This is a genomic window from Streptomyces sp. 378 (assembly GCF_030124145.1).
Classification (GTDB): domain Bacteria; phylum Actinomycetota; class Actinomycetes; order Streptomycetales; family Streptomycetaceae; genus Streptomyces.
Genome location: NZ_JASKMS010000032.1, coordinates 21,552 through 46,877 on the forward strand (window position 1 = coordinate 21,552; position 25,326 = coordinate 46,877).

Annotated in this window: 19 protein-coding genes and 1 pseudogene; 9 read left to right on the forward strand and 11 right to left on the reverse strand. The window is 73.0% G+C overall.

Annotated elements, in window-relative coordinates; all coding sequences use genetic code 11:
• The first annotated feature begins 329 nt into the window (after positions 1-329).
• Complete coding sequence (locus QNO09_RS32075) at positions 330-1,433, forward strand: GNAT family N-acetyltransferase (RefSeq protein WP_283973761.1); 1,104 nt, start codon at positions 330-332, stop codon at positions 1,431-1,433.
• Between the two features lie 273 nt (positions 1,434-1,706).
• Here the strand turns inward: QNO09_RS32075 and QNO09_RS32080 are convergent, their stop codons facing one another.
• Positions 1,707-2,294, reverse strand: coding sequence for an AMIN-like domain-containing (lipo)protein (locus QNO09_RS32080; protein WP_283973762.1), 588 nt, complete (start codon positions 2,292-2,294; stop codon positions 1,707-1,709).
• 149 nt (positions 2,295-2,443) lie between these two features.
• Between QNO09_RS32080 and QNO09_RS32085 the strand changes: the two genes are divergently transcribed.
• Together QNO09_RS32085 and QNO09_RS32090 are read left to right on the forward strand one after the other, a co-directional pair.
• On the forward strand, positions 2,444-5,011 hold the full coding sequence (locus tag QNO09_RS32085; RefSeq protein WP_283973763.1) for a SpoIIE family protein phosphatase: 2,568 nt from the start codon (positions 2,444-2,446) through the stop codon (positions 5,009-5,011).
• A 113-nt stretch (positions 5,012-5,124) separates the two neighbouring features.
• A complete protein-coding gene (locus QNO09_RS32090; RefSeq protein WP_283973830.1) occupies positions 5,125-5,817 on the forward strand; it encodes a GAF and ANTAR domain-containing protein in 693 nt (230 codons plus the stop codon).
• Between the two features lie 22 nt (positions 5,818-5,839).
• Here QNO09_RS32090 and QNO09_RS32095 read toward each other — a convergent pair whose 3' ends face one another.
• Entirely contained in the window at positions 5,840-7,972 is a 2,133-nt protein-coding gene (locus tag QNO09_RS32095) for a SpoIIE family protein phosphatase (RefSeq protein WP_283973764.1), read from the reverse strand.
• A gap of 203 nt (positions 7,973-8,175) precedes the next feature.
• Here QNO09_RS32095 and QNO09_RS32100 point away from each other — a divergent pair, with 203 nt between their 5' ends.
• The gene (locus QNO09_RS32100; protein ID WP_283973765.1) at positions 8,176-8,928 is read left to right on the forward strand and encodes an ankyrin repeat domain-containing protein; all 753 of its coding nucleotides are present in this window, start codon (positions 8,176-8,178) and stop codon (positions 8,926-8,928) included.
• Here the strand turns inward: QNO09_RS32100 and QNO09_RS32105 are convergent.
• On the reverse strand, positions 8,916-9,098 hold the full coding sequence (locus QNO09_RS32105; RefSeq protein ID WP_283973766.1) for a hypothetical protein: 183 nt from the start codon (positions 9,096-9,098) through the stop codon (positions 8,916-8,918). The genes QNO09_RS32100 and QNO09_RS32105 overlap by 13 nt on opposite strands.
• Before the next feature lie 200 nt (positions 9,099-9,298).
• On the opposite strand from QNO09_RS32105, the pseudogene QNO09_RS32110 reads away from it, so the two are divergent.
• The 3 genes and pseudogenes from QNO09_RS32110 to QNO09_RS32120 form a co-directional block, all read left to right on the forward strand.
• Positions 9,299-9,577, forward strand: a pseudogene (locus QNO09_RS32110) (chitosanase); the annotation flags it as partial.
• A gap of 10 nt (positions 9,578-9,587) precedes the next feature.
• A complete protein-coding gene (locus tag QNO09_RS32115) occupies positions 9,588-10,550 on the forward strand; it encodes a DMT family transporter (protein WP_283973767.1) in 963 nt (320 codons plus the stop codon).
• 59 nt (positions 10,551-10,609) lie between these two features.
• A complete protein-coding gene (locus QNO09_RS32120; protein WP_283973768.1) occupies positions 10,610-12,871 on the forward strand; it encodes an MMPL family transporter in 2,262 nt (753 codons plus the stop codon).
• Positions 12,872-12,876: 5 nt separating this feature from the next.
• Here the strand turns inward: QNO09_RS32120 and QNO09_RS32125 are convergent, their stop codons facing one another.
• The 4 genes from QNO09_RS32125 to QNO09_RS32140 form a co-directional block, all read right to left on the reverse strand.
• Positions 12,877-13,641: a sulfite exporter TauE/SafE family protein gene (locus tag QNO09_RS32125; RefSeq protein WP_283973769.1), complete on the reverse strand. Its 765-nt coding sequence runs from the start codon at positions 13,639-13,641 to the stop codon at positions 12,877-12,879.
• A 169-nt stretch (positions 13,642-13,810) separates the two neighbouring features.
• Positions 13,811-15,847 carry a DUF1996 domain-containing protein gene (locus tag QNO09_RS32130; protein ID WP_283973770.1) on the reverse strand — a complete coding sequence of 679 codons (2,037 nt, stop codon included), beginning with the start codon at positions 15,845-15,847 and terminating at the stop codon, positions 13,811-13,813.
• A gap of 252 nt (positions 15,848-16,099) precedes the next feature.
• Positions 16,100-16,780, reverse strand: coding sequence for a lytic polysaccharide monooxygenase auxiliary activity family 9 protein (locus tag QNO09_RS32135; RefSeq protein WP_283973771.1), 681 nt, complete (start codon positions 16,778-16,780; stop codon positions 16,100-16,102).
• A gap of 216 nt (positions 16,781-16,996) precedes the next feature.
• Complete coding sequence (locus QNO09_RS32140; protein ID WP_283973772.1) at positions 16,997-17,629, reverse strand: GNAT family N-acetyltransferase; 633 nt, start codon at positions 17,627-17,629, stop codon at positions 16,997-16,999.
• Between the two features lie 111 nt (positions 17,630-17,740).
• Here QNO09_RS32140 and QNO09_RS32145 point away from each other — a divergent pair, with 111 nt between their 5' ends.
• On the forward strand, positions 17,741-18,913 hold the full coding sequence (locus tag QNO09_RS32145) for a YihY/virulence factor BrkB family protein (RefSeq protein WP_502962372.1): 1,173 nt from the start codon (positions 17,741-17,743) through the stop codon (positions 18,911-18,913).
• Between the two features lie 14 nt (positions 18,914-18,927).
• On the opposite strand, the gene QNO09_RS32150 is transcribed toward QNO09_RS32145, so the two are convergent.
• The 3 genes from QNO09_RS32150 to QNO09_RS32160 form a co-directional block, all read right to left on the reverse strand.
• The gene (locus QNO09_RS32150; RefSeq protein WP_283973774.1) at positions 18,928-19,380 is read right to left on the reverse strand and encodes a flavodoxin family protein; all 453 of its coding nucleotides are present in this window, start codon (positions 19,378-19,380) and stop codon (positions 18,928-18,930) included.
• Between the two features lie 72 nt (positions 19,381-19,452).
• On the reverse strand, positions 19,453-19,884 hold the full coding sequence (locus QNO09_RS32155) for a DUF3618 domain-containing protein (protein ID WP_283973775.1): 432 nt from the start codon (positions 19,882-19,884) through the stop codon (positions 19,453-19,455).
• On the reverse strand, positions 19,881-20,324 hold the full coding sequence (locus QNO09_RS32160; RefSeq protein ID WP_451523381.1) for a phage holin family protein: 444 nt from the start codon (positions 20,322-20,324) through the stop codon (positions 19,881-19,883). Before QNO09_RS32160 ends, QNO09_RS32155 begins: the two co-directional genes overlap by 4 nt.
• Before the next feature lie 148 nt (positions 20,325-20,472).
• On the opposite strand from QNO09_RS32160, the gene QNO09_RS32165 reads away from it, so the two are divergent.
• Entirely contained in the window at positions 20,473-20,922 is a 450-nt protein-coding gene (locus QNO09_RS32165; RefSeq protein ID WP_283973776.1) for an SRPBCC family protein, read from the forward strand.
• 60 nt (positions 20,923-20,982) lie between these two features.
• Here QNO09_RS32165 and QNO09_RS32170 read toward each other — a convergent pair whose 3' ends face one another.
• On the reverse strand, positions 20,983-25,314 hold the full coding sequence (locus QNO09_RS32170) for a cation-translocating P-type ATPase (protein ID WP_283973777.1): 4,332 nt from the start codon (positions 25,312-25,314) through the stop codon (positions 20,983-20,985).
• Between the last annotated feature and the right edge of the window lie 12 nt (positions 25,315-25,326).

A 25,326-nucleotide genomic window follows, 5' to 3' on the forward strand; every position in this document is an offset into this window, starting at 1 on the left:
CCCGGAGAGGCCGGAGAACCGTGTCCCGGTGCGGACGAGGCGTCCGGGCGGCAGCTCGCCGCGCGGACGCCGCGGGCCACGGGAGCGGCCGGTGTGAGCCCGGCGGCGACGGGGGCGGCCGTGGTGGACACGGACCGGGACGGTACGGACGTCCACGCGGTGCGAACGGGCTCGTGTCCCGGAGCGGTCGGACTCGCCCCGAGCGTCGCCCGGTTGCAGACGTTTCGCTGCTGAGTGACGGCAGTACCGAACTGGCCTGCGCCGTGCGGCCCGAGTACTGCCTGGTGCCGGTAGGCGGTGATGCGCAGGCCTTCGTTGTCCCCACGCCGATGACACAGGAGGCGGAGTTGCCTGGTAAGCGCGTTCTCGTTCTGAGGCCGGACGAACTGAGCCCGAACGACCGGAAGATGTGGCGCGAGATACGGACGGAGTCCGGCGCCCCGGCCAATCCCTTCCTCGACCCGGGGTTCACCCTGGCGGTGGGGCGGGTCAGGCCGGGCGCCAGGGTGGCGGTGTTGCAGGACGACGGTTCCCCGGTGGGGTTCTTCCCGTACGAGGCGGGGACGTTGGGGCGGGGCCGGGCCATCGGGCTGGGGGTGTCCGACAGTCAGGGGGCCGTGATGCGTCCCGGGATCCGCCTGGACGCTCGCCGGTTGTTACGGGTCTGCGGGCTGTCGTCCTGGGAGTTCGACAACCTGGAGGCCGGTCAGGGGGTGTTCGTGCCGCACGCGGTCGAGGAGCTCGCCTCCCCGGTCGTCGACATCGGCAGGGGGTTCGAGGCGTACAGGGAGCGGCTGCGGGCGAAGTCGCCGGGATTCCTCAGACAGACGCTGGCGAAGGAGCGCAAGCTGGCGCGGCAGATCGGGACGGTGCGGTTCGTGTACGACACCGTGGACCCCGGGGCGCTGCGGGCGCTGATGCGGTGGAAGTCGGCACAGTACCGGCGGACCGGCCGCAGGGACCGGTTCGCGCAGGAGTGGATCACCCGCCTGGTGGGGTTGCTCGGGGCGAGCGAGGACCCTGAGTGCCGTGGGGTGCTGTCCGTGCTGTACGCCGGGGACCGTCCCGTGGCGGCGCACTTCGGCCTGCGCTCGCGCTCGGTGCTGTCCTGGTGGTTCCCCGCGTACGACCGCGCGTACGCCGCGTACTCCCCCGGCCTCGTACTGCAGTTGAGGATGCTGGAGGCCGCGGCGGCCGACGGGGTCGAGACGGTGGACCTGGGGAGCGGTCCGGCCCGCTACAAGGATTCGCTCAAGACCCGCGATCTGCGGGTGTACGAAGGGGCGGTGGTACGGCCGGTGCCGGGCGGGGCCGCCCACCGGTTGGGCCGGGAGCCCGCACGGGCCGCCCGTCGCTTCGTCCGCAACCGGCCCCGCCTGGCCGGCGCGGCGGCACGGACTCTTGAGGAACTGAGCCGGTTGCGGGGCGGCTGAGGCCGGGCCGTCCGGTCCCGGACCGGCTGACAGGGACCCGGGTGCCCGGCCTGAGGGGTCCTTTCACTATGAGCGTCCGATCAGGTCGCGTGGTCTGGTGCCGTGCATCGCAAGGCGCCGGAAGGCCCTCGATGACGGTCCCCCCGCTCGAGCGAAGCCGAGAGTGGGGGAGGAGCTACGAGGGCCTTCCGACAACGCGGCGAGGTGCGGTGCCAGGCCGCGCGACCCGGACGGGCATAGTGAAAGGACCCCTCAGGGCCGGGCACCGCGCGTTCATCCCGTGGCGGTCCAGCTGTGGGCGACGTCCACGACGACGCGGTCGTCCAGTTGCTGCACCCGGAAGGGCAGCCGGGCGCGGACGCCGAGGCCGATCTGGGTGTCCCCCTCGAAGCTGCCCGCGAAGCGGGTGTCCCGGAAGGTTCGGTAGCCGGTGAGGTCGACGCCCGGCAGCGGACGCGCCGGGCGGCCGGGATACGTGGCCGCCCCGGTCTCCGGGTCATACGCGGGAGCGGCCACGCGCACCTCGAGGACGGCGCCGCCGGCCACCGGGATGTGCCGGCCCGAGCCGTCCTGGTAGAGCCGGTCGACGTACTGCACGGTGTAGCCGACGCCGCTGCCGCCGCCCGGCACGTCGATGACCATCCGGTCGAAGCAGGTGTGGCGGCCGGTCCTGACGTTCGTCACCGATCCGAGCGTGACGTCGGCGTCGGTCTTGGCGAGGCTTCCCCAGCCGGTCGGGCACGTGGCCTGTGCGGTGGACCGCTGGGCGGCGGCCGGTGCGGCGCCGGCCGGAACCGTCGCCACGGCCACCGTGGCCCCCACGAGTGCGAGAGTCGCGCATGCTCTTCTGATTCTTACCATTGCCGCCCCCGAGGCTTGCATGTGGTTGATGCCGGGTGAGACGACCGGGGGGACCGAAAGGTTGCACTTGCCGCGCCGGACCGCCGACGATGGCACATCCTGGTGGGGAGCGATAGGTGTCCGGTGCGTCCGTACCGGGAGGACGCGACATGGATGAGGCAGCCGCCGTACCGGACAGGCCTCGGTCAGCCGGTGGCCGGAGCCGGGACGGGGCTGACGGCCGGGTCAGAAGCGGGAACACGGGCCGGATCGACGACGCCCTGACGGCCCCGCTGGTGCAGGCCGTGCGGGATTTCGACGGCTACGGCGGGCTGGTCTACCTGCGCTCCCGCGACCGGCGCTCGCTGGTCCTCGCGATGGTCACCGGCGTGCCCCGGTCCCTGCTCAAGAGCTGGTGGCGGGTGCCGGTGGGCGGTGCCCTGCCCATGGCGGAGGCCTACCGGCGCGACGAGACGCTGTGGCTGCCGGACGAGCGGGCCAGCATGGTGCGCTTCCCCCACTTCACCGCCGGGCTGCCCTACTCCTTCGGCTCCGCCTACCAGCCCGTGCGGGCCGGCGGCGAGACCGTGGGCGTCCTCGTCGTGCTGCGCTCGGCGGCCCGGACGCCCATCGACGTGGAGGCGGTGGATCTCGCGCTGCGACCCGCCGAGCGGGCCATGGAGGAGCGCCTCGACCGTCTCGCCGCGGGCCGGCCCGGTCCGGGCTCGGCCGGGTACCGGGTCGAGTACGACGACGACCCGGTCAGCGTGCGACTGCCCACCGCCGCCGCCCGTCCGGTCCGGGTCGGGCTCATCGACTGGGACCTGGACAGCGACCGGTGCGCGGCGGACGACGAGGCCCTCGAACTGCTGGGCGTCGACCGCGCGGACTACGGCGGCACCATCGCGGACGTCGAGGCCCGGGTCAGCCCCGACGACCTGCACGAGCTGCGGGAGAGCCGGCACGACGCGCTGTCCAGCGGCCGGGTCCGGTCCCGGCACTTCCGGCTGCGGGACGAGTCCCGGGGTGAGGGGAGGTCCAGCTACCGGCCGGTCGAGCTGTGGGGCCACCTCGTGCACGGCGGTGCCGGCTCCGGGCGGATCCTGGTGGGCGCGCTCGTCGACGCGGCCGGCGGGGTCACCGCGGCCGAGGCGGCCGAGCGGCTGCCCGACGGGCTGTTCTCCCTGGACCAGGACGGCCGTCTGACGTACGCCAACCGCCGCTGCGAGGAACTGCTGGGATCAGGCCGGGAAGAGCTCTTCGGGCGTTACCCGTGGGAGGTGGTCGCCTGGCTCCGTGATCCCGCCTACGAGGACCGCTACCGGGCGGCGATGCTGTCGCAGGAGCAGGTGTCCTTCCTCGTGCGGCACCCCGAGGGGAACTGGCTGAGCTTCGTGCTGTATCCGGACGTGCACGGGCTGACCGGACGGGTCTTTGCGGCCGGGCCGCCCACGGGGGCCGAGGCGGGAGCGGAAGCCGGTTCCGGCGCCGGTCCCGGCATCAGCGCCGTCGCCCCGCCGCCCGGGCCGGTCGCGGCCGCGCGGGCCGGGGCGCTGTACCACGTGGTGCAGATGGCGAGCGTGCTCACCGAGGCGGTCACCGTGCGGGACGTCTGCCGGGCGGTGTCGGAGCAGCTGCTGCCCGCCTTCGGCGCCCGGGAGCTGGCCCTGTACACCGTCCGCGAGGGCCGGATGTACCTGCTGTGGGAGTCGGGTTACCCGGAGGGGTTCCTCACTCCGTTCGAAGGGGTCACCCTCGACACGCAGCTGCCCGGCGTCCACGCGCTGACCACGCGGCTCCCCCTGTTCTTCGAGTCGCCCGAGGACCTCTCCCTCGCGTATCCGGGCATCGTCCTGGACCGGATGAACGCCTGGTCGTTCCTGCCGCTGATCGCCTCCGGACATGCGGTCGGCTCGTGCATCCTCGGCTGGGACACCCCGCACCGGTTCACCCCCGACGAGCGCTCGGCCCTCACCGCGCTCAGCGGCCTGGCCGCCCAGGCGATGGAACGGGCGCGGCTCTACGACTCGGAGTCCGCCGTCGCCCGCGGCCTCCAGGAGGGGCTGCTGCCGCACCGGCTGCCCGCCGTCGAGGGCCTGCGCACCACCGGCCGCTATCTGCCCGGCACACAGGGCATGGCGATCGGCGGCGACTGGTACGACGTGATCACCACCGGCCGTGGCGTGGCGCTGGTCATCGGGGACGTCGAGGGCCACAGCGTGGGGGCCGCCGCGGTGATGGGACAGTTGCGCAGCGCCGTGCACGCCTTCGCCGCGAGCGAGCGCCCGCCGCAGGAGGTCATCACGCACACCAACCGGCTGCTGACCGAGCTGGAGTCGGACGTCTTCGCCACCTGCTGCTACATCGAACTCGACCCGGCCACCGGGCGCGCCCTCGCCGTGCGGGCCGGCCATCCCCCGCCACTGCTGCGCCATCCCGACGGGCGGGCCGAGACACTGGACCTCGTGGGCGGCGTCATGCTGGGCGTGCAGCCCGACTCGGTCTATCCCGTCACCGCGCTGACGCTCGCCCCCGGCAGCGTTCTCGCTCTGTACACCGACGGGCTGGTGGAGCGGCCCGGCAGCGACATCGAGACGGGCATCGACGCGGTCCGCCGGCGTCTGTCCGAGACCCCGGCGGATTCGGTGGAACATCTCGCCGACCGGCTGGTGGGGACCGCCCGGCAGGCCCCGGAGCGGCCGGACGACGTGGCGCTGCTGCTGACGGCGTACCGGTGATCGCGGCGCTCGACGCCGGGCATGCTCCGGACGCCCGGCCGAGTGGGTGAACGGCCGCGCGAGAAGGGCGGGGAGTAGCGTGGGCGGGACCGGTGAGCGAGGCGGTGGTGACGGTGGACTGGCAGCGGTACGCCGAGCAGATGGCGCTGCTCGCCCGTGATCTGGTCGCGGCGGATTCGGTTCAGGCAACGCTGGACGTGATCGTGACAGCGGCGGTGAGACTGGTCGAGGGGTGTGACGCGGCGGGGATCCTGACCGTTTCGAAGGGCCGGTCCGTGACGCTGGCCGTGTGCGGTGACGGGGTCGAGGAGTCGGACCGGCTCCAGGGCGAGCTGGGCGAGGGGCCGTGCTTCGACGCCGCGCGCCGCGTGGACGGCGAGCGGCTGTTCCGGATCGCCGACATGACCCGGCCGCAGCCGTCCTGGCCGCGGTACAGCCTGGCGGCCCGCGACCTCGGTATCGGCAGCATGACCGGTGTCCTGCTGTACACCGACCGGCAGGACTTCGGCGCGCTGAACCTCTATTCCTTCCGCCCCGGGGCGTTCGGGGAGGACACCGAGGCGGCGGGGTGGCTGCTGGCCTCACACGCAGCGGTGGCGCTGGCCACGGCGCGCACCGTCGACCAGCTGGAGAACGCCATGGAGACCCGGCACTCCATAGGCGAGGCCATGGGAATCCTGATGGAGCGGCATCAGCTGGGCGAGGACGAGGCCTTCGGCGTGCTGCGGCGCGTCTCCCAGCAGCACAACCTCAAGTTGCGCGACGTGGCGCGGAGGGTCCGGGACGGCCACCCCGATCCGGCCTGACGGGTCGGGCGGGCCGGCGGCCTCACTGCGCTCCGTCCCGGAGGCGGGAGACGCGCAGGAGGAGCACGGCGATGTCGTCGGTGTGCCGTCCGGTGGGTGTGGTGTGGCGGACGAGCCGGTCGATGAGCCGTTCCAGATCGTGGCCGTCGGCGCCGTCCAGGTGCCCGGCGAGGTCGGCCGTGGTGCGGGTGGCGTCGGTGCCGGGGAGTTCGACCAGGCCGTCGGTGTAGAGGGCGAGGGTGGTGCCGGGCAGCAGCGGCACGGTCGTGACCGGGTAGTGGGCGCCGGTGACGATGCCCAGGAGGGGGCCGGGCTCGACGTCGAGGACGCTCGCCGGGTGCCGGGCGTGGCGCAGCAGCGGCGGCACGTGCCCCGCGCTGACGAAGGAGGCCTGTCGGCCCGCCAGGTCGAGGTGGACGTAGAGGCAGGAGACGAGCAGTTCCGAGTCCAGGTCGGCCAGGAGCCGGTTGGTCCGGGCGAGGACGTCGCCGGGTGCGGCGCCGGCGGTGGCGTGGGCGTGGATGGCGGTGCGGACCTGGCCCATGAGGGCGGCGGCGGCGACGCTGTGGCCTTCCACGTCGCCGATGACGGCGGCCGCGGTCGTGTCGTTCAGGCGCAGGACGTCGAAGAAGTCCCCGCCGACCTCGGTGCCGTGGCCGGCGGGCAGGTAGCGGGCGGCCACGTCGAGGCCGGGCAGGCGGGGCAGGGCCCGAGGCAGCAGGGCGCGCTGCAGTTCGTGCACGAGCCGGTGTTTGGTGTCGTAGAGGCGGGCGCGGTCGAGGGCCTGGGCGATGAGGCCGGACAGCGAGGTGAGGACGGCGCGTTCGTCGGCGGTGAAGGTGTGCGGCCGGGTGTAGGACAGGATGCAGCAGCCGACCGGCCGGCCGGAGATGATCAGGGGGAGGAACGCCCAGGCCTCCTTGCCGCTGATCTGGGGTGCTCGGGGGTAGCTGGCGGCCAGTTCGGCGGGGTGGGCGAAGAAGGCCGGGGTGCCGTCGGCGAGGACCTGGCCGGCGGGGGTGAGGTCGGTGTCCAGGGCCAGGGCGTCGAGCCGCTCCATGACGTCGGCCGGGTAGCCGTGGTAGCCGGTGATCTTCAGCCGGCCGGCCTCGACGCCGGACAGGACGAGACCCTGGGCGCCGAAGGCGGGCAGGATCTGGTGGGCGATCAGCGCGACGAGGTCGCTCACGGTCACCGTCTCGGTGAGCGCGGCCGCGAGGTGCACGAGTTGGTAGAGGCGTCCCGTCGGCGCCGCGACGGCCGGGCGCGCCGGGGCCGGCGGGGAGTCCTGGCTCTGCCGGGTGCTCGCGACCACGCGCACACTGATGCCGCTGGTGTCGGGGTAGAGCTGGAAGGTCAGCGGCTGGTCCGGCGGTCGCAGCGCGGTGAAGGACACGGGGGCGCGGCTGACGAGCGCCGTGCGGTAGTGGTCCTCGTAGACGGGGTCGTCGAGCCAGGGCAGGGAGTGCCAGGGCCGGGTTCCGAGGAGCCGGTCGGCGCCGCGGCCGAGCAGACGGGCCGCGGTGGCGGTGACGAAGGTGATGCGGCCCTCCAGGTCGAGGGCCAGAGCGCCTTCGGGGAGGCGTTCGAGGTAGTCGGCGGCGGCCAGGCCGGTCTGCGCGGGGTGGCGTGAGGCCTCGACGGGGACGACGCGCGGCACCTCGGGCAGGTGCGGCGACCGGGTGGCGTCGTCCAGCAGGCGGGCGATGCGGCGGGCGCTGGAGGTGAGGTGTCCGTGTTCGCGGGGTGTGATCCTGCGGGGACGCCCGGCGGGCCACATCAGCACCAGGCCGCCCCAGGAACGCCGAACCCCGGTCAGCGGGACGGCGGCCAGGGCGAACGGGTAGGGCAGGACGGCGGCGGCCCGGGGATAGCGGCGGGCCATCTCCTCCTGGCCGGTGACGCTGACCACGGCGTCGTCATGGATGGCGTCGGTGACCGGGACGGGTGCGGTCAGGGGCAGCCGCTGCCACGGGACGGTGAAGGCCTCCGGGAGACCGCACTGGGCCACCAGGCGCAGCACCGGCTCCGCCTCCTCGATCAGATAGAGGCCGCCGAACGAGGCGCCGGTACCGCGCACGGTGTCGGCCAGGGCCGCTCCCAGTGCGTCGTCCAGCGATCCGGCGCCTCCGGCTTGCTCGTCGCTCCCGGGCATGGTGTCCTCCCGCTCCTACCCGGACGCTACGCCTGGCGAGGCCCGCGGGCACGTCGTCGGCACGGGTGCCCGCCTTCGACACCGAGGAGGTGCGGGCCGGGGGCGCTGCCGGGGACAGTGATCCGGTCGTTTCGCACGGGCGGCTGTGCGTGCGGGCGGCCGCTGCGAGAATCGGGAGCCCTGGACGGCATCGGGAGGCCGACTTGCTGACGTTGACATCGCAGGACCCACCGGCCGTGGCCGTCACGGAGGCGATCCGGACGGGGGACCTGCCCGGGCTGAGGCGGCTGCTCGCCGGCCACCCCGGTCTCGCCGCCGCACGCGTCACCGAGCACGGTGAGGACGGCACCGGCACGCGCAGTCTGCTGCACATCGCGACCGACTGGCCCGGTCACTTCCCCCACGGTCCCGAAGTGATCGCGATCCTGGTCGCCGCCGGGGCCGATCCCGACGCCCGCTTCGGCGGAGCGCACGCGGAGACGCCCCTGCACTGGGCCGCGAGCAGCAACGACGTGCCCGCCCTGGACGCGCTCGTCGCGGCCGGGGCCGACATCGAAGCGCCCGGGGCGGTCATCGGCGGTGGCACCCCGCTCGCCGACGCCCGGGGGTTCGGCCAGTGGCGCGCGGCGCACCGGCTCGTCGAGCACGGTGCCCACGTCACCCTCCAGGACGCCGCCACGCTCGGCCTGCTCGACCGGGTGCGGGCGTACGTCGAGGCGGACGAGCCGCCCTCGGCGGAAGAGATCACCGGCGCGTTCTGGGGCGCCTGCCACGGCGGGCACCTGCCCACCGCGCGATACCTCCACGAACGCGGCGCCGACCCCCACTGGCGCGGCTACGACGGCATGACCCCGCTCGACATCGCCCGCGCCCAGGACGCCGACGACGTCGTGCGGTGGCTGCACACCCTGGACGGGCGGGGCCTAGAGCCGGGCGGGGCGGCTCACAGGCAGTAGCGCACGAGCCATTCGTCCTGGTTGTACGCGGTGCGCGCCGGGTCGGGCACACTGGACGCCCGCTCCTCCACCATGTCCTCCACGCGCACCGGTTCCGGGAGTGCCCCGAAACGGGCCCGGCGGACGGCTGTCTCCGCCTCGCTCCCCTGCTGCGACGTCGCCTCGTCCACGGCGGTTCCCTTCTCCGGCTGGTCGGATCGACCCTTCGGCCCTTGCTGGGCAAAGAGTTGACGTGTGAGAAGGGTTCATGGTTCCCGTGGCGGCGCTCAGCCGGAGAAGTGGCGCCGCCACCGGTGCCGGGCGAGGGCGGCCGGCCGGTCCCAGTGAGCGGACGGCCGTCGCCCAGGGCGGTGTGGCGCTCGATGTCGCGGACACCGCGCATGCCGCTCCACAGGACGACGAACGTGACCGGGTGTACCTCGACCCGGCGGTCCGGCAGGGGAAAGCGGACGGGCTGGGGGTGCTGGGCCGGTTCGCCTCCTGCGACGCCATCGTCATGCACGGCGACGGCGGCGACCTGAACCCGCCACTGGACTGGAACGTCCACGGCGACAACCACCACATCGGCCGACGACCGCGGCGCGGGCGGGAATTGGTCCACCGAGCAGCCAGGACATTGGACTCCTTCCCGGGCCGCCCGGCTGCCTAGCGTCATCCGCATGAACGCCACGACCACGCGCGGCGCCCTGCTCGCCGCGCTCGCCTGCGTCCTCGTCGGAGGATCCTTCACCGCCAACAGCGTGCTGGGCGACTACCCGTACGCGGGCGGCCAGTTCCTGCGTTACGGACTGGCCTGCCTGCTGCTGGTCCCGGTGGCGGGGAAGGGCGCCGTCGGCCGGCTGCGCGCACTCACACCGCGCCAGTGGGGGCGTCTCGCCCTGCTCGCGGCGGTCGGCATGGTCGGTTTCAACCTGGCCGTCATCGCCGCGGAGCGCACGGCGGAACCGGCGGTTCCCGGCGTGTTCGTGGGCTGCGCGCCGGTGGCGGTCGCCGTGCTCGTGCCCCTCCTGGACGGGCGCAGGCCCAGGCGGACGGTGCTGTACGGGGCGTCGCTCGTGGCCGTCGGCGCCTTCACGGTCCAGGGGTGGGGGCGCACGGACGGGGCGGGTATCGCCTTCTCCGTGTGCGCCCTTGCGGGGGAGGTCGGGTTCGCCGTGCTCGCCGTGCCCGTGCTGCGGCCGCTCGGGCCCCGGCTGCTGTCCGCCACGGTGTGCGCGGTCGCCGCGGTGGAGTCGGCGGCGACAGGGCTGTGGGTCGACGGGGGCTCCTGGCTGCGGCGGCCGGACGGTGTCGAGACGGCCGCGCTGCTGTGGCAGGCGGTGGTGGTCACCGTGGTCGGCTTCGTGTGCTGGTACATGGGCATGCAGCGGATCGGCGCGGAACGCGCCACCCTGTTCTCCGGCCTCATCCCGGTCGCGGCGGCCGGCACCGCACCGCTCGTCGGCACGGGTTCCTACGGTCTCGCGCAGGCGGTGGGCAGCGCGCTGGTGGGGCTCGGAGTGGCGCTCGGGTCGGGAGCGTTGCGCCGGGTGGGGCGTGAGCACCGGTCACGTGGTCGGGCCTTTCGGGGGAACGGCCGCCGGGAACCCCGGGCAGTCCGCGTGCCTGGAACGCCGGAGTGATCCCGCGCGCATCTAATGGACGGCACCGTACGCCCCGGCCGACCCAGGAGACGACGCCCATGTCGCACACCCGCACCGGTGAAGGGGCCCGGAAGACCGCGCGCGGGAGTGTGCTGCGGCGGCTGGGCGAGTGGTGTGCGCGTCACTTCGGGATCGTCATCGGCGCCTGGCTCGTGGCGCTGCTGGCGCTCCAGGTCGTCAACCACGTCGCCGGCGGGACGTACTCCGACGACTTCTCCCTGCCCCAGGCCCAGTCACAGAAGGGCCTGGACGTGCTGAAGCGGCACGACCCTCAGGCCGGGGGCTACAGCAGCCAGATCGTGCTGCACGACGACCAGCAGGCCCTGACCGCGCTGAGCTCCCAGATGTCCACCACGGTCGCCGACCTGGAGAAGCTGCCGCACGTCCTGTCGGCGCAGAACCCGCTGTCCGCTCAAGGGTCGTCCTCGGGACAGTCTCAGCAGCAGAACGTCGGACCGCTGTCGGACGACAAGAAGACGGCCTACATCACCGTCCGCTTCGACCAGCAGCCCTCGACACTCGGCGACGGCTACCTCGACGGGGTCGACGACGCCGTGCAGCCACTGCGGTCGGCCGGGGCGCAGGTCGAGTACGGCGGACCGCTCGGCGAACTCGCCCGGCCGGAGGCCGACGACCGGATCAGCGAACTGATCGGTTTCAGCGTGGCCGTCGTGGTGCTGCTGGTCGGGTTCGGGAGCGTCATCGCCGCCGGTGTCCCCCTTCTCACCGCGCTGATCAGCGTCGTGGGCGGTCTCGCCCTCCTCGGGCTGCTGGCCGTCGCGTTCACCTTCGCGACGGTCTCACCCACCCTCGCCACGATGATCGGGCTCGGAGTCGGCATCGACTACGCCCTGTTTCTGATCACCCGTCACCGGCAGAACCTCATCGACGGCATGGATCCGGTGCGCGCCGCCGGCCAGGCCGCCGGTAGCAGCGGCCACGCCGTCCTCGTCTCCGGCTGCACGGTGATCATCGCGCTCGCGGGCCTGTCCGCGTCCGGGGTCTCCTTCATCGCCCTGCTCGGGCTCGCCGCCGCCGTCACCGTCGTCTCGGCCGTCGTCGGCGCGCTCACCCTCGTGCCCGCGCTGCTCGGTCTTCTCGGGCGGCACATCGACCGCTACACGGTGCGACGTCCCGTCGCCGAGACCGGCACCGAGGAGGGCGAGACGCCGCAGGGCACCTGGCACCGGTACGCGCAGCGGGTGGAGCGCAGACCCCTGTGGTTCCTGACGGCGGGTGTCGCCGTGGTCGTGGTGCTCGCGATCCCCGTGTTCTCCCTCCAGCTCGGCCACATCGGCGACGGCGCCGACCCGACCTCGTTCACCGACCGGCGGGCCTACGACCTGATGACCGACGCGTTCGGGCCCGGCTCCAACGGACCCCTCACCGTCGTCATCGACCAGACGGACGTGCCCGCCTCGCAGCGCTCCGGCCTGGCCTCGAAGGCCCAGCAGACCCTCGGCTCGGTCCCGGGCGCCGCCGTCGTCACCCCCCTGACGCCCACGCAGGACGGTGACGTCCTCGTCGGCACCGTCTACTCGACCCGGTCGCCGCAGAGCGCCACCACCACCGACCTGGCCAACCGGTTGGTCGACGACACGCTGCCGGCCGCGGTCCAGGGCACCGATGCCAAGGGCTACGTCACCGGTACGACGGCGGCCCAGGTCGACTTCCGCGACATCGTCGCCTCCCGGCTGCCCCTGATCATCCTCGTCGTGGTCGCACTGGCCTTCCTGATCATCCTGGCCGTGTTCCGGGGACTGCTCGTCGCCGTCAAGGCGGCCGTCCTGAACGTCCTGTCGATCGCCGCCTCGTACGGCGTGGTCGTGGCCGTGTTCCAGTGGGGCTGGGGCGGCCCCGCACTCGGCGTCAACGGCACCGTGCCCATCGAGAGCTATGTGCCGATGATGATGTTCGCCATCATCTTCGGCCTCAGCATGGACTACGAGATCTTCCTGCTCTCCCGCGTCCACGAGGCGTGGCAGCGCACCGGGGACGCGAAGGCCTCCGTGGCCCACGCCCTGGAGATCACGGCCCGCGTCATCACCTGTGCCGCACTGATCATGGTGAGCGTGTTCGCGGCGTTCATCGTCAGCGACAACATCGTGGTGAAGATGCTCGGGCTGGGGCTGGCCGTCAGCGTGCTCATCGACGCGACCGTCGTACGGCTGCTCATGGTGCCGGCGGTGATGACGCTGCTCGGGCGGCACGCCTGGTGGACGCCGCGCTGGCTGGACCGGGTGCTGCCGCACATCGACGCCGAGGGCACGACGCGGGCTCGAGCGCACCCGGCGCCCTAGGGATGTCAGCGCAGGACCAGGTGGACGAGGGCGACGGTGCCGACCGACACGATCAGGGTGCGCAGGACGGCGGGACTGAAGCGGCGGCCCGTTCTGGCCCCGACCAGGCCGCCCAGCGCTGAGCCGGCGGCGATGAGCACGACCGCCGTCCAGTCGAAGTCGGCGAAGAACACGAACAGCAGGGCGGCGACGGTGTTGACGACGGCCGCCAGCACGTTCTTGACCGCGTTGAGCCGCTGCAGCGTCTCGTCGAGCAGCATGCCCATCAGGGAGACGTAGATGATGCCCTGCGCGGCGGAGAAGTAGCCGCCGTAGACGCTGGCCAGCGTCAGGCCGGTGAAGAGCAGCGGGCCGCCGTCACGGCGGACGGGCCCGCCGGACTCGCGTCGGCGGCGCACCCGCTTCGCGATCCAGGGCTGGCAGGCGACCAGGACGAGGGCGAGCCCCACCAGGACCGGCACGATCCGCTCGAACGCCGACGCGGGAAGGGTCAGCAACAACACGGCACCCGCGAGGCCGCCCAGCACCGCTCCGATACCCAGCAGGAGGACGCGCCGACCCTGGCCGCGCAGTTCCTCGCGGTAGCCCACGGCCGCGGTGATGGAGCCGGGAACCAGGCCCAGCCCGTTGGACACCGTGGCGGTGACCGGAGGCAGTCCGGCGGCCAGCAGGACCGGAAAGGTGATCAGCGTTCCCGAGCCGACGACGGCGTTGACGGCCCCGGCACCGGTGCCGGCGGCGAGCACGGCGGCCATCTCCCACGGCGTCACGCTGCCGCTCCACCACGTATGCCGTTGCGCGTGAGGTTCATGTGGCCACGCTAGAGGGCGCATCCTTCGGCCGGGATCGAAGGGTGCCGGTCCTGACCTCGGCCGGGCGCACGGAACGGCGGCGGGATCCGGTGGGATCCCGCCGCCGTTCGTGGGTCGTGCCCGGGCACTACGCCTGGCCGCGCCTCACCCGGCGCAGGACGACGAAGCCCGCGATGACCAGGACTGCGCCCGCCGCGGCCGGCCACAGCTGGGCGCCGGTGTCGGCCAGGCCGCCCCCGCCGACCGCCTGCGGCTCCGTCTGCGAGGGAGCCGACGGGGTCGGCGCCGCACTGGTCGCCGCGCCGACGGCCTGGGAGTCGCCGAGTCCGTCCGATTCCTCACCGGAGGCCTCCTTCGCACCGCCGCCCTGCTCGGCGGCGTCACCGCCACCGGTCGTGGAGGTCGCCTTCACCTCGGGCTCGGCCCGGCCGGGAGCCGTGGACGCGTCATCGGAGTCCGGTTCGGGCGCCGGCTTGTTCGCCGGGGGCTTCGCGGCCTCACCCTTGCCGGCGTCACCGCCGTCGCCCTTGTCACCGGGCTTCCCGGCGCCGTTCCCGCCCTGCGGAGCGCCGGGCGTGCGGGTGGGCTCCTCCTGCGGGGCCTCGGGAGCCTTGGTGGGCTCCTCCTGCGGGGCCTCGGGAGTCTTCGTCGGCTCCTCCTGCGGGGCTTCCGGCGACTTGGTCGGCTCCTCCTGGGGCTGCTCGGCCGGCGGGTTCTGCCCGCCGTCCGCTCCGGCTCCGCACTCACGGCCGTCGTTGATGCAGTCGACCATCTCCTCCATCAGATCCTCGTCGAAGATGTTGATGAAGTCGCCGTGGTCCGTGACCGGCTTGTGCAACTGCTCCGGGAAGGAGTCGACCGCGAACAGCGGTGTCGTACGGCCGCCGTCCTGCAGGCTCGGCGCGTCGATGTCGTAGACGATGCGCTGGACCAGCTGCGGGATGGGGCGGAAGCCGGACGGGCAGGTGCCTGCGGCGTCCGTGAACGCCACGTGGGTGCGGTGGTTGGCGCTGTCGATGTTGCGCCCGTCCCAGCAGCTCTGGAACTTGAAGGTCCGTACGACGTCGCTGCCCTGGGGACACAGCGGGTACTTGTCCTTCAACTGCCGGTCCTCGAAGCCGGTGCAGCTCCAGGAGGCGTTGGCGTTGGCGGGGCCGTTGACGAACGACTTGGCGTCGCCGGTGATGATGCGCAGCAGCCGCGGCATGGCCGTGACCTTCTCGCGCGGGTTGCCGACGAAGGTCAGCGTGACCTGCTTCGGCGTGACGATCTCGCCGGCGTTGCCCTCGATGCCGCCGCCGGGCTTGTCGGCGTCCTGCTCCTGGGCGCCGTTCTGCAGACGCACGACGGGCCAGTAGTAGGACGACTTGTCGCCCTGGTCGTCGCAGCTGGTCTCCGCCTTGGCCAGGTCCTGGTCGCTGGCGAAGGCGTTGTTGGACTGGTTGCCGACGTAGTCGTGGAAGTGGTGGGCGCCGTTGCTCACACCCGGGGCGGCGATGATGTTGTCGGAGTTGAACAGCCCGTTCTCGTTCACCCCGCAGTCGGTGGCGAAGGAGCCGCGGGAGGCGTCGCCCTGCGGGCTGGGGTTGTTCACGTTGGGCTGGACGCTCTTGATGTCCGCGAAGTCGGCGGCGACGGGGCCGTTGCCCGCCTGCCCGCCATTGGCGCCCTGGCCCTGGCCGTTCCCCTGTTCCTGGCCGGTCCCGCCCTGCTCCTGGCCGGGCTGCCCGGCCTCAGCGCCGTCCTGGCCTTCGCCCTGCGCGGGAGCCTGGTTGCCTTCCTCCACGGTGCAGGCGGCGAAGGCCTCCAGCCCCTCGGGGCGGTCCCCTACCCGGTCGATGGCGATCGCGATGCGCTCCAGGGTCGCGGTCCGCTTCTCCTTCAGCGGGTTCACGACCGCGTTGTCGGCGAAGCCGGGATCCTGGCGCATCTGCTGCGCCGATTCGCTCAGCCGCTGATAGGCCTTGGCGATCTGCTCGTCCAGGAGGGCGAGTTCCTTGTCGACCTCCCCGCGCGCCTGCTCGGGGACCGAGGTCAGCTTGCTGCCGACGTCCGGGCAGTCGATCGTGGCGCCCGCCGTCCGAACCCCCGCGCCGGACCGCGTCTGGGCGGAGTCACCGCCCGAATCCCCGTCCGTGGCCGAGGCGTAGACGTTCGCGGCCATCAGGCCACCGCCGCCCAGAATCAGTGCGAATGCGGCGAAGGTCGCGCGTCGTGGGCCGGTAGGGCGTCTTCGCGTGTTGCGTCCCAAGGGTGCTCTCCTGCGCTTGTGGCGTACCGGGCATGAAAATCCCCTCGCCCCATACGTACGGAAGCACCGGTGTGTTCACTCACCCCGAAAACTTTCGGAGAACTCTCATGGAGCACGGCCCGGCCCGAGCCCCGCCGGACGCACCGTCCGGCGGGGCGGCGCAGGTCAGCGGAAGTTCACGTCACTGCACAGGAAGTAGGTCTGGTCCATGTGCGAGGCCTGCCAGATCGTGTACACGACGTGCCGGCCGCTCAGCCCCGAAGTACTCACCGGAATCTCGTAGTTCTGGCTGGGCGCGTACCTGCCGGTGCGCTTGACGAGCTGGAGGTCGTTCCAGGTCAGCGGGCGGGTGGTGGGGTCGAAGCCCTGCCGCGTGACGTACACCAGGAAGTAGTCGGCGCCGTGACTGGCCTGGTCGTAGAGCTTCACCGTGAAGTCGCCGGTGATGTCGGTGGTCTTCCAGGCGCCGACGGCGTCGAGGGAGTTGTACCGGCCGCCCTCGGTCCGTCCGCCGCTGCAGAGCTGGCCATTGGGGACGACGGCCTGGAAGTTCCCGCCGGAGCCGTTGCGGTACAGGCCGTTCCAGTTCCACATGGCGTTGGGATTGTCCTGCCACGCCTGCCAGCACATGGGGTCGAGACGGGCCATCTCGGGGTTCTGGAAGTCGCTCCCCCAGCGCAGCCAGCAGCCGTAGTTGCGGGAGGCCGGGTCCACGACCGACCCGTGGGCGACGGCGGTGCCGCTCCAGGGGATCAGGCTGAGCAGTGCGGCGACCAGCACGCTCAGGGCGAGCGTCAGACGGGACCTGAGCCCGGGAAAGCGCAAGTCATGACCATGACAATTCATGATCTCCTTCTTTCGGGTGTGGGGGTTTTCGTACCTTCGACCGTGCTCGTTTCCGTTTTCGATCATGTTTCGACATGCGGGGAGTGCGGAGAGCGTGGGAGCGCTCCCACATCGCACAGGCTGCGCCCGATGACACGGCTCGGCAACGCCCGATTGCGCCACTTCCGCGCCTCCTGGCGCATTCCACTCGTTCGATGCGTTCGATGGGCAGGACCGTCAGAGCCGGTCGAGTTCCTTCGTGGTGCGTCCGAGGTAGCCGACCCCGTCCGGCGCGGGGATGTCGATCTCCTCGAAGCCCAAGCGGTCGTAGAAGGCCCTTGCCCGGGTGTTGGCGGTCGACATGGCCAGATGGACGGCCGGCACTCCCCTGTCCTGGAGGGCCTGCAGGAACGTCCGCATCAGGCGGCGGCCGTGACCGCGGCCCTGCCGGCCGGGCAGCAGGTCGATGTGCAGATGCGCGGGGTGGGCGGCCAGCCCGGGCAGCACCATCCGTTCGGGGTCGTGCAGCAGGCCCGCCATCACCTCGTCCGGGGTGCGCGGCGGCCGGGGTGGCTCCGGGTGACGGTCGGCCACCAGGGGCAGCCACGTGGTGCGGAAGGCCTCGGCGAAACGAGGGGTGTCGGCCGTGCCGAGGACGTACCCGACCGCCCGCCCCCGCCCGTCGTCCAGCACGAAGGCCAGGTCCGGCTCCAGATGGACGTACGGCGCCGCGAAGGCCGCCGGAAAGATGTTCGGGTCCGCGTAGTGGGGGCGGCTGTCCTCGCCGTGATGGGCGGTGCGGATGCAGATGTCGTCGAGGGCGGGGCGATCCTCGGGGCGGTACGGCCGGATGATGTGCGTCGTTGTCATGACGGCATCGTGCACGCTATGGGAGCGCTCCCGCGACCCTCTTGGGACACGCCGAGGGCCCGGCTTGTGCGAGCGCGGCTTAAGGGCCCCGTCAGGGGTTACCCGGCTCACATGGTGAAGCTGCATATTCCAGGACGAAAAGAACACCACAAAGGCGAGGCGCCGCCTCAGGACCCGCGACCGGGACCCGAGCAGGAAGGCCGAGAGCCGACCGACGCCGAAAGCCGAGAGCGGGTCGACGCGGAACGCCGAGGACCTGCCGAGGCCGAACGCCGCGAGGGTTCCGCCCCCGTGTCCGAGGACCCCGGGCCGAGCCCCGAAGTGGAGGGCGCGGCGCCCGACAAGCCGACGGATCTGCCCCCGAAGTCGTGGGGCGCGGTACTGAAGGGAAGCCTGCGGGAGTTCAAGGACGACGAGCTGACCGACCGGGCGGCGGCGCTGACCTATTACGGCGTGCTGTCGCTGTTCCCCGCGCTGCTGGTACTGGTGTCCATGCTGGGCCTCGCCGGGAAGTCGGCCACGGACAAGGTGCTGGAGAACGTACAGCAGCTGACTCCCGCCTCGGCCCGCGACATCATCACCCGTGCCGTCGAGCAGTTGCAGGGCAACGCCGGCATCGGCTCGCTGATGGCGATCGTCGGTCTCGTCCTGGCGGTCTGGTCGGCGTCCGGCTATGTGGCCGCGTTCATCCGCTCGGCCAACGCCGTCTACGACATGCCCGAGGGCCGGCCGGTGTGGAAGCTGCTGCCGGTGCGGGTGGCCGTGACGGTGGTGCTGATGGTGATGGCCGTGATCAGCGCGCTGATCGTGGTCTTCACCGGCGGGCTGGCCCAGCAGGTCGGGACGACCCTGGGGGTCGGCGACACCGCGCTGACGGTCTGGTCGATCGCGAAGTGGCCCGTCCTGGTCCTGCTGGTCACGACCATGATCGCGCTCCTGTACTGGGCGACCCCGAACGCCAAGGTGAAGGGCTTCCGCTGGCTCACGCCCGGCAGTCTGCTCGCCCTGCTGATCTGGATGCTCGCGTCCGGCGGTTTCGCGTTCTACGTGGCCAACTTCGCCTCGTACAACAAGACCTACGGCACGATGGCCGGTGTCATCGTCTTCCTGGTGTGGCTGTGGATCACCAACCTGGCGATCCTGCTGGGCCTGGAGTTCGACGCGGAGACGGCGCGGCAGCGGGCCATCGCCGGTGGTCACCCGCCGGAGGCCGAGCCGTACACGCAGCCGCGTGACACCCGGACGTGGGACGAGCAGGACCGGCGCCGGCTGGACGAGACCTGACGGGGCCCGACGGTTCAGCCCGTGAGTCCGGCGGCGACCGTCGCGCCCAGTTCCCAGCACCGCCCGAGGTCGCCCTTGTCCGGCTCGCCGGTCACGGTGACGGCCTCGGCGGTGCGGCGCCACCCAAGGCCCGTCGTGACCGACTCGATCCCGCGCACGGCGCCGGTGACGTCGTTGCCGCCGTGCACCCAGTAGCCGAAGGGGCGTCCGCGGGTGGCGTCCAGACACGGGTAGTAGACCTGGTCGAAGAAGTGCTTGAGGGCCCCGGACATGTAGCCGAGGTTCGCGGGGGTGCCGAGGAGGAAGCCGTCGGCGGCGAGGACGTCGGAGGCCGTGGCCGACAGGGCGGGCACCCGGACGACCCTCACGTCCTCGATCTCGGGGTCCGTCGCACCGGACAGGACGGCTTCGAACATCGCCTGGCAGTGGGGCGAGGGCGTGTGATGGACGATCAGCAAAGTGGCCACGGCACCTGACCTTGCCGTCCGGCCCCCGCCACCGCAAGCGGTGACGGGGGCCGGATGCCGGTGTGCCGTGGCTCAGCGGTTGCCGCGACGGCGGATCAGCAGAGCCGCCACCAGGACGGCACCGGCGCCCGCCAGCAGGGCGGCCCGGTGGTCGCGCATCTGCCGCGGGGCCTTGTCCTGCCAGACCTGCTCGGCCTGCGCGGCCTTCTCCTTGGCGCCCTGAGCGGCGGCTGCGCCCTTCTGCTTCACCGGCTCGGGCAGCTTCTCCTCCACGGTGTGGGCGACGTGTGCGGCCTTGGCCCTGGCCTGCCCGCTCCATTCCTGCGCCTTGGCCCCGGCCTGCTCCTTGACCGCGACGGCCTTCTCGCGGGCGCGGGTCTTGACGTCGGCACGGTCGGCGAGTGCCTGGACGGTGTCGCCGAGTTCGTGCCGGGTGTGCTCGACCTGCTCGCGCAACTCCTCCTGGCTGCGGGCGGTCGGCTCGTCGTGCGGGGGCTGGGTCATCGCTGTGCACTCTCCTTGATCTCGGCCACATCGGCCTTCACGCTGTCGATGGTCCGCTGCGGGGTGGGCGGGGCGGCGCTGCGCACCTGCTTGCGTCCGGCCAGCGCCGTCAGGCCCGTGGCGAGGGCCAGGACGCCCGTGACGATCAGCGCCGCGGCCCACACCGGCAGCGGTACGGCCAAGGCGGCGATCACCGTGGCGACCAGGGCCTGCAGGGTGACGAAACCGAGTACGCCGGCTCCGCCGAACAGGCCGCCACCCTTGCCGTAGCGTTTGCCCTTCTCCGTCATCTCCGCCTGCGCGAGGCGCATTTCGCCGCGCACGAGCTCGGTCAGCTGCTCGGTGGCCCGTTGCACCAGCTCGCCCACCGGTTCTTCCCCGGCCGTCTGCGCGCTTCCCGTGCGGGGAGCGGCGGGGGCCGTGCGGTGCGTGTCCGTCATGGCGATCACCTCCCGGTCCGTAGTTGACGGACGGGTACCAGCGAGGGCGGAAAGAACACCTGGTCGGACGAGTTTTGCTGACGATGAGTGAGCGGCGCGAAATCCGGTACCCGTCGGTCGCTCACGTACGAGAGAGGGAGGTATCGCCTTGTCGCAGGTAGAGGAATCCATCGAGGTCCGCGTGCCGGTGCACACCGCGTACAACCAGTGGACGCAGTTCGAGTCCTTCCCCGAGTTCATGGACGGTGTCGAGCGCATCGAGCAGCGCACCGACACCCTCACGCACTGGGTGACGAAGGTCGGCGGACAGGAGCGGGAGTTCGACGCGGAGATCACCGAGCAGGTCCCCGACGAGCGCGTCGCGTGGACCACCGTGGACGGCGAGGCGCGGCAGGCCGGTGTGGTGACCTTCCACCGCATCCAGGACGACACGACCAAGGTCATGCTGCAGATGGACTTCGACCCCAGTGGTGTGGCCGAGACGGTGGGCGACAAGCTCGGGTTCGTGCAGCGGCAGGTCTCCGGGGATCTCAAGCGGTTCAAGGAGTTCATGGAGGCCCGTGGAGCGGAGACGGGCGCCTGGCGCGGCCAGGTCTGACCCGGCACGAGAAGGCCGCCACCACCGCACGTGGTGGCGGCCTTCTGCTGTGCCCGCCCGTCATGCCGCCACCGGTCCGGCGATGCCGCTCTGCAGGAACTGCCCGGCCTGCCGGCTCAGGTCGCCCAGGCGCAGGGCGAGTCGGGCCGCCGCGTCGTAGAGGGCGTGCACGGCCCGGAGGCGTTCCAGGCGGGGGGCCAGGGCCGACAGGGCGATGGCCAGGGCGACGCCGGCCCAGGCGACGGGGCCGAGCGGGGTGCAGCCGAAGAAGTGACTGACCCCGGGGGTCTGGACGAGGGCGGCGAGGACGGCGGCCGAACCGAGGGCGGTGACCCACACGAGGGTGCTGTGACGGCGCCCGGAGAGGGTCTGCACGAGCTGGGCGCCGACGACCCCGCACAGGGCCATGGTGGTGGACCGGCGTTCGGTGCCGGGGGTGAGGCGGCCGATGAGGTAGGCCGTGACCGCGCCGAGGCAGGTGGTGATGCCGCGGCGGCGGATGGAGCGCAGCAGGGGCGCGCCCAGGACGTCGAGGCCCATCGGGCCGGTCTCGGCGTGTTGCGCGGTCGAGGGGTCGCCGCTGGGGGTGACCGCGACGGCCATGGCAGGGAACATGTCGGTGAGCAGGTTGACCAGCAGCAGCTGACGGGTCGACAGGGGCGAGGCACCGGCGAGCAGGGTGCCGAGGACGCTGAAGCCGACCTCGCCGGCGTTGCCTCCGATGAGGATGCTCACCGCGTCGGCGACGCTGCGCCACAGGGCGCGGCCCTCGGCGACCGCGTCCACCAGGACGGACAGGTCGCCGGTGGTGAGCACGAGGTCGGCGGCGTTGCGGGCGGCCGCGGAGCCGCGGGACTCGACGCCCACTCCGACGTCGGCGGCGCGGATGGCGGCGGCGTCGTTGGCGCCGTCGCCGGCCATCGCGACGACCCGCCCGGCCTGTTGCAGGGCCTCGACGACGTGCAGTTTCTGCTCGGGTGCGACCCGGGCGATGACGCCCGCGCCGCGCAGGACCCGGACGCGCTCGCGGCGCTCCATGGCGACGAGTTCGTCACCGGTCACCGCCTCGGTCTCCTCCGGCCAGCCCAGTTGCAGGGCGATGGCGCGGGCGGTCTCCGGGTGGTCTCCGGTGAGCATGACGGGCAGGATGCCGGAGCGGCGCAGTTCCGCGAGCAGGGCGTGCGAGGTGTCGCGCGGGACGTCGGCGAGCGCGATGAAACCGCTGAACTCCAAATCGCCGAGCGCGGTGTCGAGTTCGTGTTCGGCGTTGTCGGCCCTGCACGAGCGGCGGGCGACGGCGAGAACACGCAGTCCCTGTCCGGCCAGTTCGTGGGCGGTGTCCCAGGCGTGGCCGGGCAGGTCCCGGCAGGCGGGCAGGATCGTCTCGGGCGCGCCCTTGACGACGAGCAGCTCCCCCATGTCCGGGTCGCCGTCGCGGCCGACCGCCGCGGCGTAGCCGCGGCGGGTCTCGAAGGGCAGTTCCCCGGTCGGCGCCCAGTCCTGGTCGGGCGGGGCGACGTCGAGGACGGCCTCGTCGGTGGCGTGCGCGATGCGGCGGCCCTGGCCCGTCTCCTCCTGGGGGCAGGCGCGGGCGGCCAGCCGCACGATGGGGGCGGCCTCGTCGGTGTCGGTGGCGAGGACGGTGCCGTCGGCGGTGGCGACCCGGACCAGCCGCAGCTTGTTCTCGGTGAGGGTGCCGGTCTTGTCGAAGCAGACGGTGTCGACGCGGCCGAGCGCCTCCAGGGTGCGCGGGGTGCGGACCAGGACGCCCCGGCGGGACAGCCGGCGTGCCGCCGCCATCTGCGCGACGGTGGCGACGAGCGGAAGGCCTTCGGGGACGGCGGCGACGGCGACCGCGACACCGCCGCTGACGGCGCGCCGGACGGGGCTGCCGCGCAGCAGGGACAGCCCGGTCACGGCCGCGCCGCCGGTGAAGGTGACCGGCAGGGCCTTACGGGTGAGCTCCTGGAGCCGGGCCTGCACTCCGGCGGGCGGCGGGGTACGGGCGGCGAGGGTGACGGCCCGGCCGGCCTCGGTCTGGTCGCCGGTGTCCACGACGAGGGCGGTGGCCCCTCCGGCCACGACGGTGGTGCCCTCGAAGACCATGCAGGTGCGCTGGGCCACCGGCAGGCCGGGCGTGGCGTCGACGGACTTGGTCACCGGCAGGGATTCGCCGGTGAGCGCCGACTCGTCGACCTCCAGTCCGTCGACCTCCAAGAGCCGTGCGTCGGCGGGTACGACATCTCCGGCGCCGAGGCTGATCTCGTCGCCGGGCCGCAGCCGGGCGGCGTCGACGGTGACCGTGCGCCGGCGGCTGTCCTGCTTGCGGGCCTTCGGCTGCTGCCGGGCGGCGAGCCGGGCCAGGGCCTGCTCGGCCCGCAGCCGCTGGAGTCCTCCGGTCACGGCGTTGAGGTCCATGGCGCCGACGACGAGCAGCGCGTCGACGACCGAGCCGAGCAGCGCGGAGGCGACGGCCCCGGTGGCGAGGACGGGTGTGAGCGGGTCGTCGAGTTCGCGGCGGACGGCTCCGGCCGCCTGCCACGTCCAGCGGGCGGGTGCCGCGGCGGGGTGGCGGGTCAGGCGCGCGGTCCGCTGCCGTGAGCGGTCCACGAGCAGGGCGAGTCCGCTGGGCTCGCCGTCGCCGTCGGCACGCCTGAGCCGGTCGCGGGCCTCGTGCGGTTCGAGTGCGTGCCAGGGGATGTGCAGCCGGGGCGGCGGCGGGGTGGCCCGGGCGACACGCGTGGCTTCGAGCCAGCCGGTGATCAGGGCGTTGGCCGCGGCGATGTTGACGGGGGCGTGCCGGGAGAGGGGCCACAGGAGCTGCCGGCCGGGGGGCTGCCCGCCCCGGGCGACGAGGAGTCCGGAGAGGGCCGCGCCCGCGCGGGCCAGGGTCTGGGAGCGGCGTCCGACGCGCCGGGCCGCCGGGATGGCGGTCAGCAGTCGCCAGACGTCGGTGAGCCCGCCCGGGGCCAGCACGTCGACTCCCCAGGAGACGGCCGCCCGCCCGTCGATGAGGGCGATGGCCACGTCACCGGCGGGCAGTCCGGCCGCGACGTGCCCGTCGCCGGACTCGTCCGGGCGGGCGACGGTGACCACCACGCGCCCCTCGTCCTGCAAGGCCCGTACGACGTCTCCGAACGGCTTGGCGCTGGGGGCGACCTCGTCGGCGAGCCGGGTGATGTCCTTCAGGTCGGAGCCGCCCGCGATCACGACGTGCAGTCCCGCTCGGCGGGCGGCGTCCAGGACGGCCTCGGCGAAGGGGTGGACCGGGTCGTCGGGCAGGCCGTCGCCGGTGTCGTCCTGCCGCAGGCCGCGCAGCGCGTCGGCGTGCAGGACGAGGGCGTCGGCGATCTCCAGCTGCCGCAGGCGTTCGCCGTTGCGCAGGAGGATTCCGGCGTGGGCGAGATGGGTGCCGAGGGTCGCGCCGAAGGCGGCCGGTCCGTAGCGGGCCGCCTTGGGGGATCCGGCGAGGAGCGCTTCGGCCGCGTCCGTCGCGTTGTGCGTGACGAGGAGGGTGGCGGCGGCGCCGGCGAGGCTGCCGGTGCTGGCATGGGCGGCGTACTCCGCCGCGGGGGTCACCTTGAGCGGCGGCCGGGTGTCCGTGGGGCAGGCCAGGCTGGTGCGCCGGTGGTGGCAGATGTCGTCGTGGAGCGCCTCGAAGGCCGCGGCCCTGGCCACGGCTTCGGTGAGCTGGTTGCCGCGCAGGATGCCGTCGAGCACGAGGGCCAGCGGGGTCTGGCCGATGCCGTGGGCGGCGGCGTTCACTCCGGCGAGGACGAGTTCCATGCCGGACGGGCCGAACCGCTGCCGGAGCACGGCCCGGAAGCGGGGGTTCTCGCGCAGCAGCGTGACGGCGGCGGTGACGATGCGTGAGCCGGGCGGCAGCCGCAGGGACCGGCCGGCCAGGGCACCGGCCGCGCCGGCGGCGTCCAGCAGGATCGCCGCCGCGCTGACGCGCACCTCTGCGGGGTCGCCCGGGTGGGAGGTGTCCCGGAGGTTGGGGTCGACGCCCTCCTCGAGGCCGAAGCGGGCGGCGAGCGCGGTGGCGTGTTCGGTGATCCGGTCGGTGGCGGCGCCCTCGGCCACGGTGACGACCAGGCGGGCCAGTCCCCCGTCCCAGTACGCCGTGAGCACGTCCGGGTGCTCGACCAGTTCCCCGGCGACTTTGCGGGCGAGCGCCGGGGTATCGCCGTCGGGGTGCCGCAGGGCGAGATGGAGGCGCTGCCCGGCCTGCCAGTGCCGGCCGCCGGTCAGGGCGTTGCGCGCGACGTTGCGGACGCGGCGCGTGGTGTCGTAGACGGACGTCACCGACTGGGCGGTGCTGCGGGCGGCGCCTGCGGCCGCGCCGGCCACGGCCCCGACGAGCGGGGCGGCGTCGAAGCGTGTGAGCATCTGCTGCCGTCC